The following is a 17,867-nucleotide window of genomic DNA, read 5'->3' as shown; positions in this document are numbered from 1 at the left end:
ATCTTGCTGCGCTTCCGGTTTATTGTGGTCGTTATTGCCTACTGTAAACCTGGAGAGTACACGCGTGTTTCAGAAAGTTGACGCCTACGCCGGCGACCCCATTTTATCGTTAATGGAGCGCTTTAAAGAGGATCCCCGCAGCGACAAAGTCAATCTCAGCATCGGGCTCTATTACAACGAAGAGGGGATTATTCCGCGTTTACAGGCGGTGGCCGAGGCCGAAGCGCGCCTGAACGCGCAGCCGCACGGCGCGTCGCTCTATCTGCCGATGGAAGGGTTGAGCAGCTATCGCCACGCGATTGCTCCGCTGCTGTTTGGTGCGAATCATCCGGTTTTGCAGCAACAACGCGTTGCCTCTATCCAGACCTTAGGCGGATCCGGTGCGCTGAAAGTTGGCGCGGATTTCCTCCAGCGTTATTTCCCCAACTCTGGCGTCTGGGTGAGCGATCCGACATGGGAAAACCACATCGCTATATTCGAAGGCGCGGGATTCGAAGTAAGTACTTACCCATGGTATGACAGCGAAACCAATGGCGTCCGTTTTGAGGCGTTTCTGGCAACACTGAATACCCTTGCGGCGCAAAGTATTGTCCTGCTGCATCCGTGCTGCCATAACCCAACGGGTGCCGATCTGACCCCTGCGCAATGGGATGAAGTGGTGGAAGTTCTGAAAGCGCGCGATCTGATCCCGTTTCTCGATATCGCCTATCAGGGCTTTGGCACAGGTATGGAAGAGGATGCGTACGCCATCCGCGCGATTGCCCACGCCGGGCTGCCTGCGCTGGTCAGCAACTCGTTTTCTAAAATTTTCTCCCTCTACGGTGAACGCGTCGGCGGGCTTTCCGTCGTCTGTGAAGACGCTGACGCCGCCAGCCGCGTGCTGGGGCAGCTGAAAGCTACCGTGCGCCGCAACTACTCCAGCCCGCCGCAGTTTGGCGCCCAGTTAGTGGCCCTGGTGCTGAGCGACGCGGGCCTGAAAGCCTCGTGGCTGGCGGAAGTCGAAGCGATGCGCACGCGTATTCTGGCGATGCGTCAGCAACTGGTGACGGTGCTCAAAGAAGCGGTCCCGGGCGGTAACTTCGATTATTTGCTTAAGCAGCGCGGTATGTTCAGCTATACCGGCCTGAGCGCGGCACAGGTCGACAGACTGCGTGATGAGTTTGGTATCTATCTAATTTCTAGCGGGCGGATGTGCGTTGCCGGTCTGAACAGCCGCAATGTGCAGCGCGTCGCGCAGGCTTTTGCCGCGGTGATGTAAGTAACCACTTACTCTCTTATCCCCTGCGATGCAGCGGGGGATAAATCCTCTCCGTAACGTCTTATCCTATGAATATTCTGTAAAAATCCTTTTTTAAAACGGCTTCACAAGGTATGGTCGGCAAGCATTTAACTATTCGCACAATTTATGAATGCTAACGAAATGATAATTAAAGGATAAATATGCGAAATATTATTCGCGCTCTCGGCGCGGTTTGTCTGTGGGTGACCTTCAATAGCGCGGCGTGTGCCTCGGCACCGGTACCGGCATCTGAAGGCACCGATGTTGCCCAACTCGCCGCTCAGGCGCCGATACACTGGGTTTCTGTGGCACAGATTGAACGCTCACTGGTCGAACGGCCGCCGATGGCGGTGGGCTTTGATATCGACGACACGGTACTCTTTTCCAGTCCCGGCTTCTGGCGCGGCAAGAAAACCTGGTCCCCCGACAGCGATGCCTATCTGCATAACCCGGCCTTTTGGGAAAAGATGAATAATGGCTGGGATGAATTCAGTATTCCAAAAGAAGTGGCGCGTCAGCTGATTGCGATGCATGTAAAGCGCGGCGACAGCATCTTCTTTATTACCGGGCGCAGCCCGACCAAAACGGAAACGGTAAGTAAAACCCTGCAGGACGATTTTCTGATCCCGGCAGCGAATATGAACCCGGTGATTTTCGCCGGCGACAAGCCCGATCAAAATTCGAAAACCCAGTGGCTTAAAGAGAAGCAGATCCGCATTTTTTATGGCGATTCCGATGGCGATATCACCGCCGCGCGGGAAAGTGAAGCACGGCCCATCCGCGTGCTGCGCGCCTCTAACTCAACCTACCGCCCCTTACCCAAGGCGGGCGCGCTGGGAGAAGAGGTGATCGTCAATTCCGAATACTAGCCTGCGGTTTGCTGTTTTGGCCTGATGTTGCACACTGTTAGCGACAGGTTTTTAACAGGAGCAACCTATGTGGTATCAACAGACGCTGACCCTTGGCGAGAAATCCCGCGGATTTCATCTGGTGACGGAGGAAGTGCTGGGGCAGATCGCCGAAATATCCCGAATTAAGGTAGGTTTGCTGCACTTGTTGCTGCAGCATACTTCCGCCTCGCTGACCCTCAATGAAAATTGCGATCCCACCGTGCGCCACGATATGGAGCACCATTTCCTCAAATCCGTACCGGACAACGCGCCCTATGAGCATGATTACGAAGGGCCGGATGATATGCCATCGCATATTAAATCCTCGCTGCTCGGTGTTTCTCTACTGTTGCCGGTACAAAGCGGGCGCGTGATGCTGGGCACATGGCAGGGCATTTGGCTGGGAGAACATCGTGTACACGGCGGTTCACGCAAGATAATCGCCACGCTGCAGGGCGAGTAGCGTGCGTCAGATTGTGTAACGGGCCACGGTTTCTTCGCCGATACACTACGCTTTAATAACGCCATTGAGCCGAAAGCCCTGGCTCACCTCGTTATAACAAGGAGAAGCATAGTGACAATTTCTGAGCTGCTGCAATATTGCATGGCCAAGCCCGGCGCTGAACAGAGCGTGCATAGCGACTGGAAAGCAACGCAAATCAAAGTTGCGGATGTGCTGTTTGCAATGGTGAATGAGGTGGAAGGGCGACCGGCAGCATCGCTAAAAGCGAGCCCTGAACTGACGGATTTACTGCGCCAGCAGCATCAAGATGTGCGCCCCAGCCGCCATTTAAACAAAGCGCACTGGAGCACCGTCTATCTTAATGGTTCACTGCCGGATTCGCAGATTTACTATCTGGTGGATGCTTCTTATCAGCAGGCGATGGAGCTGGTGCCGGAGCAGATCCGGCAACAGCTCTCCGTGTGACTTTTACAGCAGCGGTTTAAGGAAACGCGCCGTATGGGAAGCTTCGCATTCGGCGACGGTTTCCGGCGTACCGGAAACCAGAATTTCCCCGCCGCCGCTGCCGCCTTCCGGGCCGAGATCGACAATCCAGTCCGCCGTCTTAATCACGTCCAGGTTGTGCTCAATCACCACAATGGTGTTGCCCTGATCCCGCAGCTTATGCAGCACATCCAGCAGTTGCTGAATATCGGCAAAATGCAGGCCGGTGGTCGGCTCATCAAGAATATAGAGCGTCTGCCCGGTACCGCGTTTTGACAGTTCGCGCGCCAGCTTCACGCGCTGGGCTTCGCCGCCGGAAAGGGTAGTGGCTGACTGGCCGAGACGAATATAGGTCAGGCCGACATCCATGAGCGTTTGCAGCTTGCGCGCCAGCGCCGGAACGGCGTCGAAGAACTCACGGGCTTCTTCGATGGTCATATCCAGCACTTCATGAATGGTCTTGCCTTTGTATTTAATCTCCAGCGTTTCACGGTTGTAGCGCTTGCCTTTGCACTGATCGCACGGCACGTAAATATCCGGCAGAAAGTGCATTTCCACCTTGATTACGCCATCGCCCTGACAGGCTTCGCAGCGACCGCCGCGCACGTTAAAGCTGAAGCGCCCCGGCGTATACCCGCGCGAGCGTGACTCCGGTACCCCAGCAAAAAGCTCACGCACCGGCGTAAACACGCCGGTATAGGTCGCCGGGTTAGAGCGCGGCGTACGACCGATCGGGCTTTGGTCGATATCGATGACTTTGTCGAAATGCTCCAGCCCCTGAACATCACGGTACGGCGCAGGTTCGGCGATGGTCGCTCCGTTCAGCTGACGCTGCGCGATAGGGAACAGCGTATCGTTAATCAGCGTCGATTTACCGGAACCGGACACGCCGGTGATACAGGTGAACAGACCCACCGGTAGCGTCAGCGTGACATCTTTCAGGTTATTGCCGCGCGCCCCGGACAGCTTCAGCACTTTCTCCGGGTTGGCTTTCACGCGCTCTTTCGGCAGCTCGATTTTACGTTTGCCGCTCATATACTGCCCGGTAAGGGATTCCGGCACCGCCATAATCGCATCCAGCGTCCCTTCCGCTACCACCTGGCCGCCGTGCACGCCTGCACCGGGACCGATATCGATCACATGGTCGGCGGCGCGAATCGCGTCTTCGTCGTGCTCAACGACAATTACCGTGTTACCGAGATTACGCAGATGAACCAGCGTACCGAGCAGGCGCTCGTTATCGCGTTGGTGCAGGCCGATTGATGGCTCATCCAGCACGTACATCACGCCGACCAGACCTGCGCCGATCTGGCTTGCCAGACGGATACGCTGCGCTTCACCACCGGAGAGGGTTTCCGCCGAGCGGGAAAGCGTCAGGTAGTTCAGGCCGACGTTAACGAGAAATTTCAGACGATCGCCAATCTCTTTCAGCACTTTTTCGGCGATTTTTGCACGTTGTCCGGAAAGTTTGAGATTGTTGAAAAAGTCCATCGCGTGGCCGATGCTCATATCGGAAATGGTCGGCAGCGGCGTGTTTTCCACAAACACGTGACGCGCTTCGCGACGCAGGCGCGTCCCTTCACAGGAGGCGCAAGGACGGTTGCTGATAAACTTCGCCAGCTCTTCGCGCACCGCGCTGGACTCCGTCTCTTTATAACGGCGCTCCATATTATGCAGCACGCCTTCAAACGGATGACGGCGCACGGACGTATCGCCGCGATCGTTCATATATTTGAATTCAATAGACTCTTTTCCAGAACCGAACAGCACCACTTTTTGCACGTTCGCGCTCAGGCTGTCCCAGGAAGCATCCACGTCGAATTTGTAGTGTTCCGCCAGGGATTTCAGCATCTGGAAATAGTAAAAGTTACGGCGATCCCAGCCGCGGATAGCGCCGCCGGCCAGCGACAGTTCGCCGTTTTGGATCACCCGATCCGGATCGAAATACTGCTGCACGCCCAACCCGTCACAGGTCGGGCAAGCGCCCGCCGGGTTGTTGAACGAGAAGAGGCGCGGTTCCAGTTCGCGCATGCTGTAGCCGCAAATCGGGCAGGCGAAGTTGGCGGAGAAGAGCAGCTCTTCGGCGGTCGGCTCATCCATATCCGCCACCACCGCCGTGCCACCGGAAAGCTCCAGCGCGGTTTCGAAGGATTCCGCCAGGCGCTGAGCGAGATCGGCGCGCACTTTGAAGCGGTCTATCACCACTTCAATGGTGTGTTTCTTTTGCAGTTCCAGACTCGGCGGATCGGAGAGATCGCACACTTCGCCGTCGATACGCGCGCGGATATAGCCCTGGCTTGCCAGGTTCTCCAGGGTTTTGGTGTGCTCGCCTTTACGCTCTTTAATCACCGGTGCCAGCAGCATCAGGCGCTTGCCTTCGGGCTGCGACAGAACGTTATCCACCATCTGGCTGACGGTTTGCGCCGCCAGCGGAACGTCGTGATCCGGGCAGCGCGGTTCACCAACGCGGGCGAACAGCAGACGCAGGTAGTCGTGGATCTCCGTGATGGTGCCGACGGTGGAACGCGGGTTGTGCGAGGTTGATTTCTGCTCAATCGAGATGGCAGGCGATAACCCTTCAATATGGTCAACGTCCGGTTTTTCCATCAGCGACAGAAACTGACGCGCGTAGGCGGAGAGCGATTCAACGTAGCGACGCTGCCCTTCGGCATAGAGTGTGTCGAAAGCCAGTGAGGACTTACCAGAACCCGACAGCCCGGTAACGACAATCAGTTTGTCGCGTGGGATGACGAGGTTGATGTTTTTGAGATTATGGGTGCGGGCGCCCCGTACTTCTATCTTATCCAATCCATTCACCTTTTACCCGGAGGAACAGGAACACGTTTTGCCTGGTGCGTTTGAAGGACAAACAGCGGTCTGAAACGGCTAATTATGACACAAATTAACCTGAATGAATATACAGTATTCGAATGCAAGACGGCTGCGGGTGTGTCAAACTATGGCGCGCGGCGATTATCTGGAACACTTCTCGCAGCTATCATAGTGTCGCTTTGTAATGCTACAATCGCGCGTTTACACTATTAAGATTCAGGCAACGTTTTCAGGAGACAGGACATGGCCAGCAGAGGCGTCAACAAGGTGATTCTCGTCGGTAATCTGGGCCAGGACCCGGAAGTACGCTATATGCCGAGTGGTGGCGCAGTAGCCAACATTACGCTGGCTACTTCCGAATCCTGGCGTGACAAGCAGACCGGTGAAATGAAAGAGCAGACCGAATGGCACCGCGTGGTGCTGTTTGGCAAGCTGGCAGAAGTGGCCGGTGAATATCTGCGTAAAGGCTCGCAGGTGTATATCGAAGGCCAGCTGCGTACCCGCAAATGGACCGACCAGGCCGGTCAGGAAAAATACACCACGGAAGTGGTGGTGAACGTGGGCGGCACCATGCAGATGCTGGGCGGCCGTCAGGGCGGCGGCGCACCGGCAGCCGGCGGTGGTCAGCAGCAGGGCGGTTGGGGCCAGCCGCAGCAGCCTCAGGCACAGGGCGGCAACCAGTTTAGCGGCGGCGCGCAGTCTCGTCCGCAGCAGCAGTCTGCTCCGGCACCGTCTAACGAACCGCCGATGGACTTCGACGACGATATTCCGTTCTAAGAATGGCTCAGGAGCCATGCTGAAACAGAAAGCGTGGCGCTTGTGAAAATGAGTCGATACAGAGCTTACGGAGAAATTCGTAAGCTTTTTTTTGCCCCTGATAAGGGAAAGTAATCCGATTATTTATTTTGAGAATGACTGACAGGGCCCGGGAATTTATTTTAGCGTGAAGGGTTCATATCTACTGGAAGTATCGGGAAACAGAAAACCCGTTGCGACGTGATCTATCATATCCCTGTTTGTCGGACAGTATTAACCAATCTGTGGTTAACGTACTCATTGCTGAAGTCTGATTGTCGATATGCAGATACTTCTCGTTTATCTGCAGAGAATATTGTCGAGCGAAGAGCGGCGCTTTATCGTGACTGATAAAACGCCGCATACTCTCGTATTTTATCGTATCTCTATAAAAGGAAGAGTGCGATATTTAATTTACTGTAAAGGTAAATTCGACTTTATTGGATGGCGAAAATTTGTCGAGCATTACTAGCGATTTATAGTTTCCTGGCGTTTTTCCACTGATGACCTTTATTTCGACATCACCATTTTCATCACTGGGTCCATGTTCGAACGTACAATCATAGCAGTTACTATCAATATAGACATCTTTATGATTCATTGGCCCATTTCTGTTAGATAAGTTCGCCTTAACGACATCACTTCCATTTTGGGGAAGAGAAAAATAATTTTTATCCAAAACGATAGTGGAATTATACACCTGTATGATTTGCAAATTTATGTTTCCCTCATTAGTCATAACACCATCGCCATTTTCTGGCTGAAGAGAAAACTCAAAGTCACCAGCAGTGTACATCGAGTAATTGACAAGCTGGCTAACCGGAATAATAACTTTAATATCACCATTCAAATCGCTACGCACATCGTCTGAATATTCAAATGGAATAACGTCACCGAAAGATGTTGTAATATTAAATTTTAATTTCCAGCTAATACTTTCCCCGGCATGGGCAGCATCAATTTTCGCACCATAAATTAGAGCACCATAGCCATCGCCCAAAATCGCATTGCCGGGTACCAGCATATGAACATCGCTAATCACCGCTTTGTCCGGTGTCGGTGTGCTGTCTGAATAGCTGATAACCTGCATATTTTCGGTATTGGAAACCCGTCCGCGATTATCCACCGCCTGGCCGCTAATCACCCAGTTACCTGCCGTGGCCGGCAGCGTCAGCGTAAAGTGACCTTCATTATCCAGCTTGTTGATTTTGCCGCCCGCCGCAACAAACGCCGCGTCATTCCAGATAATACGTTCAATCGGATTGCGGGAAACCGTCACCGCCTGAAAGGCGATCTCCGCTGCGGTTTGCCCTTCGAGTTTATCGGGCAGCTGCAGTTGCAGTTCTTCCTGCTTGCGGTAGCTCATCACGATATTGTTATTGCGCTCGACAAGGTCAAGACGGCTGGCAGAGAGTGTACGCAGGCCGGGAACCAGATCGCTGCTGGTCTGCTTGTCAAACGGCACGCCGAGGCGATAATTCACACGGGCAAACACCTGCGTATCCTGCTCACCGGCTTTGCCTGTGCGGTAATCGACACCAAGGGTCAGCAACGGGAACGGCGTATAATTTAAGCCTGCCGTGATGGCATAGGGATCTTTTTGCCGCGAGTTTTTACCAAACAGCGCCACTTCGTCGCCGAAATATTTTTCGTAAGCGAGTTTGCCGCCTAACTGCGGCAGTGAGGGCAGATACCCTTCATAGCGGATATCCCCGCCGTTGGCCGGACGTTCATCATAGTCGCGCAGCACGCTGGACGCTTTCCAGTCCGACAGGCGGAAATAACCGTTGGCGGAAAGCTTGCTGTAATCGTGCCACAGCTCAACCCCGGCGCCCCAGCGGCGGTTGCTGCCGGTGATATCGTGGTCGTAGAAAGCGTTATAGCCGACCATCCAGTCGCTGAAAAAGTGACGCTGGCCGAGCCCCAGGTTACCCATCACGCGATCGTCATATTTACGCAGACCAAACTGCGTAAATGCCACGCTATGCTGGCCTGAAAAGAGCGGAAGCAGCATATCGAGGGAACTGTTGTTCAGTTCGGTCAGGGAATTCATGCCGGCATTAATCTGCACGGTACCAAACTGGCTCAGCCACGGTTCCAGTTCCGACACCACATAACCGGCCGCCAGCCCTCCCAGCGCATTGGTTTTATCGTAACCGATACGCTGTGCCGCCTGCGCCAGTTCGGTGCCGTCTTTCGAGGTGTTTACGGTATCTGCCGCGAAAGCTATCTGGCTTAAGACGCAGGATATTGCCGTCGCTAAAAAACAGTGATGAATATTCGCCATGACTTGCCCATTAAAATTAACTGTCTGAAATTTAAAATGTTTCCGGGAGGGCAGAAATACAGCGGGCAACGGTTTTCCGCGTTGAGGTGAGATCCGTTTTCGTCAGTACTTCCCGTCCAGAACATAGGTTTGCCGTTATGGTGGTGTCGTCAGAGCGGGAAAAACAGGCAGGGCTTTGATGGGGGGCTAACAAGAGAAGCAGCGCCTTCTGATGAAGGCGCTGGCGGATTAGTGATTACCGGGCGATAAACCGCGCGATGGCCGGTTTATCCGGTTCCTCTTCCTCAGTGGTAACAACCTTTATTGAGGCCTTATTTGACAGGTTGCCCTGGCTATCTATCGCTTGCAGGCTGATTACCCAGCTACCCACTTTTTTCGGCAAGGTGAACGCATAGCGCTGCGAACCTAAATTTCTGATCTTCCCTCCGGCAGCGATAAAGGCTTTATCGCCCCAGATAAGGCGATCGATGGAGTAATGGGAAGAGATACTGACGGGAACAATCGTCTCGGTACCGATTTCGCCTTCGATTTCAGAGGGCATCCAGATCATCACAGAATCAAAGCTGCGATGAGATTTAATGATGGTGTTATTACGATTCACCAGGTCGAGACGGGTCACCGGCAGTGCGTGCATATTCGTCACCTGAAAAATGCTTAATTGTTTACTTAACGGTACACCCAAACGATAGGTAATCCGGGCGTAAACGAGGGCTTCACTAAGATCGTTTTGCCCGGCCCGATAATCAGCACCTATCGTCAGCAAAGGGAATGGCGTAAAATTTAAGCCCGCCGTAAAGACGCTGAACGTTCTCTTTTTCGACTGCCCAATCATGAATATGCCCTCCTCGGCGGAGTAATTTTCATAAGAAAGGTTTACACCTAAATGCGGCAGAGAGGGGAAATAGCCTGCGGCGCGAACATCAAATCCATTGGCCGGACGTTCATCATAGCCTGGGTTATCTGCGGATATTTTCCATTCAGCGAGGCCGTAATAACCATTGGCGGAGAGTTTGAGGTATTCGCTCCACATTTCAACGCCGGCACCGAGGCGAAAATGCCGGGTGGTAAATTCATGATCGTAAAAAACGTTATAACCTATTAGCACGTTGTTTAATGTCTTACGCTGGCCGAAGCCCACATTTCCGGTGATGCGCTCGTTCTGCTGGCGAACACCGAACTGCGTAAATATCACTTTCTCACTGACATTATAAAACGGGATCAGCATATCGAATGCGCCATAATTCAATTCATATTGTGAATCAATAGCAGCCTCAATTTGCACCGTACCAAACTGGTTAAGCCAGGGCGTAATTTCCGTAACCAAATAGCCAGCGGCCATATCTGTCAGGGCGGCGCTACCGCCGGAACTGACTTTTTTCGCAGGTTGCGCCAGTTGTGTCTCATCTTGTGAATTAATGATGGCGTTCGCCGCGAAAGCCGTGTGGCATAATGCGCAGGACATTAGCGCGGCAAAAAGGGATTTATAAATAATCACTCTGACTCTTCCATTAGTTTAAATGATATATATGAAGCAGGGGGCGGCGTGAAGGCGGATAATACAGGGGTTAACGATGTTCCACTATTAAGGTCATATCCCTATTCACCAGGAAGCGTTACACAAATCTATTTTTGCTGCGTTATTTATCTTCCTGGCGGCGAGCATGGGTTAAACCAGTAATTAACCGCTATCTAAATGCCATGACTTTTTTTAGCAGACACCCGCCGTTTTCTGTGCGATGAAAATCCTTTTATACATAAAAAAGGCGAGTTCCCCGGGGCGGGTAATATAACCGACTCTGCTATGCTCGGAGAAATGGCCGACGGGAGTAAAACTGATGCTGACTAATCTGTTACGGGATTTTCCTGCCACCGCGCAGGCGGGCGAAGCGGAAACTTTTGAAGATGTGCTTCTACGCCCGGGGCTTAAAATCGAACGTATTATCTCGACTGGCCAGGCCAGCCCGCCCGATTTTTGGTACTGCCAGCCGCAAAGCGAGTGGGTGTTAATTTTGCAGGGTGCCGCGGGTTTGCAACTGGAAGGGGAAGCCGAAGAGCGCGTACTGCAGGTGGGTGATGCGCTCAATATTCCCGCCCAGTGCCGCCACCGGGTGAACTGGACCCAGGCGCAACCGCCAACCCTTTGGTTGGCGGTGCATTACGAATACCCGCACGATGAGCGGCCCGCGTAAGGGTTGGCGTTAACCGTTCGGCAGCAGCAACGGTTGCAGGCGCTGCCAAACCTGCGGGCTGGCAGCCCAGGCGTTATTGCCCTGTGTGAGTCCGTTATTGGCAAGAAAATTGTTGTGCATACCGCCCGCCTCTTTAATGATAACCAACCCGGCAAGGGCATCCCAACTGTGCAGATGCGCCTCGAAGTAGCCATGTACCTGGCCCGCGGCCACATGGGCCAGCATCAGCGCGCCCGCGCCAAAGCGGCGGTGCTCCACACCGTGCTCAAACAGGGTTTCGATGGTTTGCGTATATTCGCGCGCAGAGGTGCGGCTGGAACGGCCAATACCGAGCACTATCGCATCCGGCGCGGGATCGGTGATAGATAAGCGCTTGCCGTTTAAAAACGATCCTTTACCGCTTTCGGCGAAGAAAAATTCGTCGCGATCGGGAGCATAAATCACCCCCAGCGCAATCGTGCTGCCCCGTACATACGCCACGGAGATGCACCAGTAATCCATGCCGAGAATAAAGTTGGTGGTGCCATCAATCGGGTCGATAACCCAAACGCCGTCGCTGCCCGGCTCCAGCCCGCGCTCTTCGCCAAGCAGGCCATCCTGCGGGCGCTCGGCTTTCAACCACGCGCGCAGTTCGGTTTCGACATACACATCCGCCTGCGAGACAAAATCCTGGCGGCCTTTTTGTTCAATGGTTAGCCCACTATTACGCAGCGCTTTCGCCTGCTGACCAAGGCGACGAATCAGCGCACACAGCGCATCGGTAAACTCTTCTGTCATATCTGAACTCTTAGCCAATCTGTGGCGATGTTTGTCGATGAATCATTTCCACCTTAACCCACTCAACGCGGGAAGGCTGTAAGGGATTTTTTGCCCGCTCCAGCAGACGCGTCAGCGCGCGGCGCGCGATTTCCGCCACATCCTGATGCAGCGTGGTTAACCGGTAACTGAGCTGGCCGCTCTGCGGCGTGTTATCAAAGCCTATCAGATGAAAATCCCGCGGCGCCTCTTTACCGCGCAGGCGCATGCCGTCGAGAAAACCGCAGGCCAGCTGCGCGTTGGCACAAAAGATGCCGTCCGGTACCGCTTCACAGGTTTGCGCCGCCTGCAAGCCGCCGCCGTACCCTTCAACAGACGCGTCAAAACGACAGATATCGCGTGGATCCACGCCTGAATGCTGCAAGGCCTGCAAAAAAGCTTCGCCGCGCTGCAGCCCGGCCCAGGTCGAACCCGCGTGATTGAGCCAGCCAAAACGGCGGCAGCCGGAGCGATAGAGCTGTTCAGCGGCCTGACGCGCACCGGCGTGATTATCGGAGCAGACAAAATCCACCAGCGGAATATCCGGCGGGCGGTTAATGCCGACGACGGGGATCTGCTGGCTTACGCACTCGTTAACAATCTCTTGCGGCGGCTGCCCGGACGTGACGATCACTCCCGACACGCGAAACTGGGTAAAACGGCGCAGCGTAGCCGTCAAATCCTGTTCACCGGTGATCTCCGTGACCAGTGCCTGATAGCCACGGCGCTGAATTTCGTGCAGCAAGCCTTCAAGCAGGCTGCTGCGAAACGGATCGCCAATACGCGCCACGATTACGCCAATCAAATGGCTGCGCTGGCGGTTAAGTCCCTGGGCAAGAAAGTTGACCTGGTAGCCCAGCTCCTGCGCTGCACGCAGCACTTTCTCTTTCGTCGCTGGCGAAATACTGCCGTTGCTGCTCAGGGCGCGCGATACCACCGCCCGGGAGACGCCAGCGCGCGTCGCCACATCCTGCGCGGTGATGGCCTGTTTACGCACCGAGGGGCTCAAGCGCAGCCCTCCGCCCGGCGGCTAAGATCAAAAGCCAGGCCATCGCGGCTGACAAACAGCCCCGGCCAGGGCGTGCAGGCCAGCTCAAGGGCGGGCAGGGCGGCATCGTTGCAGTGATACAACCCCAGACGCGGCAGATGCAACTGTTCATAAAGCGCCAGGCAGCCGGGGAAATCGCCGTGCGAGGCGTGCGCGGGCAGCGCCGTTGCCGAAGCACACTCCTGAAACGCCAGATCGGCGTTATGCATCAGTGCAATGCTCTGTGGCGTTGGACGCCCGTCCCCGCTGTAAAACAGCGTCTGGTCGTTCGCCTCAATGCGCAGGGCAAGATTCGGCAGTTCATGATGGGTAAACGCGGTGTGCATCTGCCATCCCTGCCACTGCCAGGCGGGTTCGCTGTCGCGCCACTCAATATCGAAACAGAGGCTGGTTTGCGGCCAGTTGGCGAGGTTTGCCAGCTGCATCAGCACCGGGCGCTGTTCACGCTGCGCCCAGATAATAAGCGGTTTCTGGCGCTGGAAACTTTTCCAGAAGTTCAGCAGGGCCGTCAATCCGCTGCAGTGATCCGGATGTATATGGGTGAAATAAAGGGCGTCGATATCGTTCACATCGCCGCCGCGCTGCCAGAGCGCGCGCGGGATTGTCGGGCCACAATCGATCAACAACTGCTGATTTTCATCGAAAACGCGGATTGCCGAGGTGTTTTGCTGCAACGAGAAAGCGCTACCGCAGCCGAGAACATCTATTTTCATTTCGCCCCACCAAAATTATTGCGCACTTAATCAAACTGTCACAAATAGACGACAAAGTAGGCTCACATCATGTCGCTGCAAAGTTGCATTTTTTTTACAAATAAATGAACACGTGTTCATTGAGAAAAGAAAAAGCGAAACAAAGGAACGGCTGTGAGTTATTTGCAGATTGAGAAATTGAAAATTGGCTATGGCGAAAATATCGTCCTGCACGATATTCATCTGGCGGTGGAAAAAGGCGAGATGATCGCGCTACTGGGGCCTTCCGGCTGCGGGAAAACGACCTTGCTCAATGCGTTATGTGGGTTTATCCCGGTGAAATCTGGCGCGATTGCTATTAATGGCCGCGATATTACCCACAGTACGCCGGAGCAGCGAAATATCACCATGGTATTTCAGAGTTACGCGCTGTGGCCCCATTTTACGGTGGCGCAAAATATTGGTTATGGCCTGAAAGTGCGACGCTGGAAAAAAGAGGCGATTGCCGTGCGGGTGCAGGAATTATTAAAAATCGTCAACCTCGAAAATTATGCCGATTTTAAAGTCACCGCCCTTTCCGGCGGCCAGCGCCAGCGCGTGGCGCTGGCGCGCGCATTAGCTATTGAGCCGGATGTGCTGGTGCTCGATGAGCCGTTGTCGAACCTGGATGCCAAAGTGCGCCTCAACGTACGCCATGAAATTAAAGCCCTGCAAAAAAAGCTCGGCTTTACCTCGCTGATCGTCACCCACGACCAGCAAGAAGCGTTGGTGATGGCGGATCGCATCGCGGTGTTGAATAACGGGCGTATTGAACAACTGGGCACGCCGGAAGATATCTATCACCGCCCGGCAACGCCGTTTGTCGCCGATTTTATGGGCGCGGATAACTGCCTCCATCACGGTGATGAGCCGGGCAAAACGCTCTTTTTCCGCAGTTCCGACGTCACCATTTTCCCCTCTTTATCCACGCCGCAACGGGCAGGGCTGCTGCTTGACGGCGTAGTCGAAGAGAGCGCGTTTCTTGGTCATCAGTATCGCCATAGCGTGCGCTGCAATGGGCAAGTTCTGCTGGCGGATTCTACGCAGTTTTGGCCGGCGCGAACGCCGGTGATTTTGCAGGTGCCGGAAGCGGCGCTGCATGTTTTTGCAACGCCTTAATTATGCCAACCACACACTCTTTTGCAGGGGATAGATCATGTCCGTAAAAACACAACTTGCTGTCATCGCCGCCCTTTCGCTGACGTATGGCGCACAGGCCGCTCACGCCGAAACGGTGCTTAATGTGGCGACGGCAGGCGATCAAAATATGGTGGATTACGTTAAAACCTGGCTTGGGCCGAAGTTTGAAGCCGCCCATCCGGGGGTAAAAGTGCAGGTCGTCGGCACCGGGCCGGGGGATGCCGGTTCGAACAAAATCGTTGAAAAACTGACGGCGCAGCAGCAGAGCGGCGCAAAAACATGGGATATGGACGTTGCGGTAGTCCACCAGGCTGCCGGTGGGCAACTGGTGGAAAAAGGTCTGCTGGAAAAGTATCGCCAGGAGATTAATACCGGTTCGATGGTCACTTCAGAGAGCGCGAAAAATGCCCTCGGCGTTAATGTCGACGGCTATGTGATGCCGATGTTTTTAAGCCAGACCGCGATTGCCTATAACAGCGAGCTGGTCAAAACGCCGCCGTCATCTTATGACGAACTGGTGCAGTGGGCCGAGAAAAATCCGCAGGCTTTTGGCTATAACGGCATCAAAAACGGTATGTCCGGCGTGAGTTTTGTGGTGGGCTGGATCTATGCCTACGGCACCGATGCCGCGCGCTTATCGGCGCAGCCCTATGACAAAGGGGTAGAAAAAAACTGGAACCAGGCGTTCGCAAAGCTTAAGGAATTCAATAAAAACGTCACCTTTACGCCGGGCAACGCCGGGACGCTGGATATGCTGAGCCGGGGTGAAATTACCATGGGGCCGGTATGGGTGGATATGTTTTACAGCTGGAAGGATCAGGGCAAAGTGCCGCCATCAATCAAACTGGCGCTTATTTCGCCGGGGATGCCGGGTCAGCCGATGTATTACGTGGTGCCGAAGCAGGCGGCGCAGGCCAAACTGGCGCAGGAGTTTATTGCGCTGGCGACCAGCCCGGATGTACAGGCGCAGGGCATTGTGAAGCAGTTTAACTGGTATCCGGGCATTGACGCCAAATATGTCAAAGAGAAGCTCGACAGCGCCACATGGCAAAAGCTGTTTGCTGAGATCGCGCCGGATAATTTGGCCAAAAATGGCAAAAGTTTCCCGCTAACCCCTTACTTTGATGACATCAAAGAGGGTTACGAGAGTCAGGTTTCGAACTGATTGAGAAGGGTGCCGGGCGCTATCTGCCCGGCCCCGTTTTGGTTGTGACAAGTCAGGTTTCCCATGCGACACGCCTTAAAATATCTTTTACTGGTTGGCCCGGCGACGCTGCTGATAGCGGTGTTTTTCCTCTGGCCGCTCGGTTTTTCCTTGCTTTCGGCTTTTAGCAGCGACACGCAGTTGTTGACGCTGGCGCACTTTGAGAAAGTGTTTACCCTCTATTCGAACGATATTGTTTTTACCTTGCTGATCGTGCTGGTTTCGCTGGCGATCCTTGCGCTGCTGTCGATCACGATTTCGGCTGTCATTGTCCTGTCGCCGTTTCGCGGCATCGTCAAAGCACTGGCGTTTTTGTACCGTCTGCCGCTATTTATTCCCTTTATTGTCACCGCGCAGATGATGCGCACCTTTCTCGCCAAAAATGGCCTGATGAATAATGTGCTGGTGGCGAGCGGACTGCTGACGCCGATGGAAACCACCTCGCTGTTGGGCTGGAGCGGGATCATTATTACCTTCGTCTGGAAGCAAATGGCCTTCACCACGCTGCTGATATCCGGCGCGATGTCGGCGGTGGATCAATCGCATATTCTGGCGGCGAAAAACTTAGGTGCCTCTCGCTTGCGTATTCTGTTGGACATTATTCTGCCGCAGGTGCTGCCGACGATTGGTGTGGCGATGGTGCTGTCGACGGTCACGATGATGTCGGTGCTGTCGGTGCCGCTGATGATCGGTACCGGTACGCCCACCATGATGACCGTCGATATGGCGTTTCGCGTCAACTCGTACGGGGATTATCCCGTTGCCAACGCGATGGGGGTGATTTCCTATCTGCTTTGCGCCGCACTCTCCTGGTTCTATCTGCGCCATAGCCTGCAGGCAAAAGGGGCCGCATCATGAATGTCTTTCGTCAGACCCTGCGCGGCAGTTTTCTGCTGCAAACCCTGCTGCTCACATTTCTGGTGCTGGCGCTGTTTGGCCCGCTGCTAAACCTGCTTATCTGGACGGTGGCGGAGAGCTGGTTCTTTCCGCACACTTTGCCGAGCCAGTGGGGATTGAAATACTGGAGCCAGGTGTTTAGCCCCTACAGTGATGTGTCGGGATCGCTGTCGGTCAGCGTGCTGATCGCCGTGCTGGCGGTGATCGTCTGCCTGCTGATTTCCGTGCCGGCAGGCTATGCGCTCTCCCACCGCTCAATGCCCTGGCGTGCTTTCTTTATGCTGCTGTTCCTTATTCCGCAGGCCTTTCCCAACCTGACGGTGTATATGAACGTGGCGCGGCTGTTTTATCAGTGGGGGCTGAATGGCACCGTGGCAGGGGTGGTGCTGGTACATAGCGTGCACGGATTGATGTACTCGATCTGGATAAGCGTGGCGGCCTTCTCCGCCCTCGATCCGCTGCTGGCACGCGCGTCGCGTAATCTGGGTGCCGGACCGGTGTATACCTTCTTCCATATTATTTTGCCGCAGGCCGCACCGGGGCTGATTGCCGCCAGCATCTTTGTGTTCCTTGAATCGCTGGACGAGTTTACCGCCACCTTCTTTGTCGGCGCGCCGGATATCACAACGCTGCCCATCTTGCTCTATACCGCCAGCATGTCGGGCAATTACCAGGTCTCGTCAATCACCGCGCTGATCCTGCTGGTGCCGTCAGTGTTGTTTATGCTGGTTATCCATAAGTTTTTGCGCCCGGAAATGCTGTCAAGGCTGGGCAAATAGCGCGGTTAAAAGGCTTTAAAAGGGCGGGGTGCTAAGAAAAGGTGGATGCCCGGTC

16 protein-coding genes are annotated in these 17,867 nt (G+C 54.4%); 10 read left to right on the top strand and 6 right to left on the bottom strand.

The window, feature by feature from the left end:
- The first annotated feature begins 64 nt into the window (after positions 1–64).
- The 4 genes from tyrB to RW65_RS05770 all read left to right on the top strand — a co-directional run bounded on the left by tyrB (position 65) and on the right by RW65_RS05770 (position 3,097).
- The gene (tyrB, locus tag RW65_RS05785; RefSeq protein ID WP_039055732.1) at positions 65–1,258 is read left to right on the top strand and encodes an aromatic amino acid transaminase; all 1,194 of its coding nucleotides are present in this window, start codon (positions 65–67) and stop codon (positions 1,256–1,258) included.
- A gap of 182 nt (positions 1,259–1,440) precedes the next feature.
- The gene (aphA, locus tag RW65_RS05780; protein WP_039055731.1) at positions 1,441–2,148 is read left to right on the top strand and encodes an acid phosphatase AphA; all 708 of its coding nucleotides are present in this window, start codon (positions 1,441–1,443) and stop codon (positions 2,146–2,148) included.
- A 67-nt stretch (positions 2,149–2,215) separates the two neighbouring features.
- Positions 2,216–2,632: a secondary thiamine-phosphate synthase enzyme YjbQ gene (locus RW65_RS05775; protein ID WP_039055730.1), complete on the top strand. Its 417-nt coding sequence runs from the start codon at positions 2,216–2,218 to the stop codon at positions 2,630–2,632.
- 111 nt (positions 2,633–2,743) lie between these two features.
- Positions 2,744–3,097 carry an MmcQ/YjbR family DNA-binding protein gene (locus RW65_RS05770; protein ID WP_039055729.1) on the top strand — a complete coding sequence of 118 codons (354 nt, stop codon included), beginning with the start codon at positions 2,744–2,746 and terminating at the stop codon, positions 3,095–3,097.
- A gap of 3 nt (positions 3,098–3,100) precedes the next feature.
- Here RW65_RS05770 and uvrA read toward each other — a convergent pair whose 3' ends face one another.
- The gene (gene uvrA, locus RW65_RS05765) at positions 3,101–5,923 is read right to left on the bottom strand and encodes an excinuclease ABC subunit UvrA (protein WP_039055728.1); all 2,823 of its coding nucleotides are present in this window, start codon (positions 5,921–5,923) and stop codon (positions 3,101–3,103) included.
- Positions 5,924–6,190: 267 nt separating this feature from the next.
- On the opposite strand from uvrA, the gene ssb1 reads away from it, so the two are divergent.
- A complete protein-coding gene (gene ssb1 / locus RW65_RS05760) occupies positions 6,191–6,724 on the top strand; it encodes a single-stranded DNA-binding protein SSB1 (protein ID WP_039055727.1) in 534 nt (177 codons plus the stop codon).
- Between the two features lie 427 nt (positions 6,725–7,151).
- On the opposite strand, the gene RW65_RS21395 is transcribed toward ssb1, so the two are convergent.
- Both RW65_RS21395 and RW65_RS05750 read right to left on the bottom strand, forming a co-directional pair.
- Complete coding sequence (locus RW65_RS21395) at positions 7,152–9,029, bottom strand: inverse autotransporter beta domain-containing protein (protein WP_052250279.1); 1,878 nt, start codon at positions 9,027–9,029, stop codon at positions 7,152–7,154.
- A 235-nt stretch (positions 9,030–9,264) separates the two neighbouring features.
- Positions 9,265–10,524, bottom strand: coding sequence for an inverse autotransporter beta domain-containing protein (locus tag RW65_RS05750; RefSeq protein WP_039055726.1), 1,260 nt, complete (start codon positions 10,522–10,524; stop codon positions 9,265–9,267).
- Positions 10,525–10,864: 340 nt separating this feature from the next.
- Between RW65_RS05750 and RW65_RS05745 the strand changes: the two genes are divergently transcribed.
- Positions 10,865–11,218: a cupin domain-containing protein gene (locus RW65_RS05745; protein WP_039055725.1), complete on the top strand. Its 354-nt coding sequence runs from the start codon at positions 10,865–10,867 to the stop codon at positions 11,216–11,218.
- 9 nt (positions 11,219–11,227) lie between these two features.
- Here RW65_RS05745 and RW65_RS05740 read toward each other — a convergent pair whose 3' ends face one another.
- Genes RW65_RS05740 through RW65_RS05730 form a run of 3 tightly spaced genes read right to left on the bottom strand, consistent with a single transcriptional unit; the run spans position 11,228 to position 13,774 of the window.
- Positions 11,228–11,995 carry an inositol monophosphatase family protein gene (locus RW65_RS05740; protein ID WP_039055724.1) on the bottom strand — a complete coding sequence of 256 codons (768 nt, stop codon included), beginning with the start codon at positions 11,993–11,995 and terminating at the stop codon, positions 11,228–11,230.
- 10 nt (positions 11,996–12,005) lie between these two features.
- A complete protein-coding gene (locus RW65_RS05735) occupies positions 12,006–13,022 on the bottom strand; it encodes a LacI family DNA-binding transcriptional regulator (RefSeq protein ID WP_039055723.1) in 1,017 nt (338 codons plus the stop codon).
- Positions 13,019–13,774 (bottom strand): MBL fold metallo-hydrolase, encoded by a 756-nt coding sequence (locus RW65_RS05730; protein WP_039055722.1) that lies wholly within the window; start codon positions 13,772–13,774, stop codon positions 13,019–13,021. Before RW65_RS05730 ends, RW65_RS05735 begins: the two co-directional genes overlap by 4 nt.
- A 153-nt stretch (positions 13,775–13,927) precedes the next feature.
- Here RW65_RS05730 and RW65_RS05725 point away from each other — a divergent pair, with 153 nt between their 5' ends.
- The 4 genes from RW65_RS05725 to RW65_RS05710 all read left to right on the top strand — a co-directional run bounded on the left by RW65_RS05725 (position 13,928) and on the right by RW65_RS05710 (position 17,812).
- Complete coding sequence (locus RW65_RS05725; protein WP_039055721.1) at positions 13,928–14,911, top strand: ABC transporter ATP-binding protein; 984 nt, start codon at positions 13,928–13,930, stop codon at positions 14,909–14,911.
- Between the two features lie 37 nt (positions 14,912–14,948).
- Positions 14,949–16,097, top strand: a complete 1,149-nt coding sequence (locus RW65_RS05720) for an ABC transporter substrate-binding protein (protein ID WP_039055720.1) — start codon at positions 14,949–14,951, stop codon at positions 16,095–16,097.
- A 63-nt stretch (positions 16,098–16,160) separates the two neighbouring features.
- Positions 16,161–16,994, top strand: a complete 834-nt coding sequence (locus RW65_RS05715) for an ABC transporter permease (protein ID WP_039055719.1) — start codon at positions 16,161–16,163, stop codon at positions 16,992–16,994.
- Positions 16,991–17,812: an ABC transporter permease gene (locus tag RW65_RS05710; RefSeq protein ID WP_039055718.1), complete on the top strand. Its 822-nt coding sequence runs from the start codon at positions 16,991–16,993 to the stop codon at positions 17,810–17,812. The genes RW65_RS05715 and RW65_RS05710 overlap by 4 nt, the downstream gene beginning before the upstream one ends.
- Positions 17,813–17,867: the final 55 nt, after the last annotated feature.

The sequence above is a fragment of the Enterobacter sp. Bisph1 genome (genome assembly GCF_000814905.1).
GTDB lineage: Bacteria > Pseudomonadota > Gammaproteobacteria > Enterobacterales > Enterobacteriaceae > Kosakonia.
The sequence above is the reverse complement of the archived record's forward strand: the minus strand, read 5'-3'. Positions and strand labels throughout refer to the sequence as shown.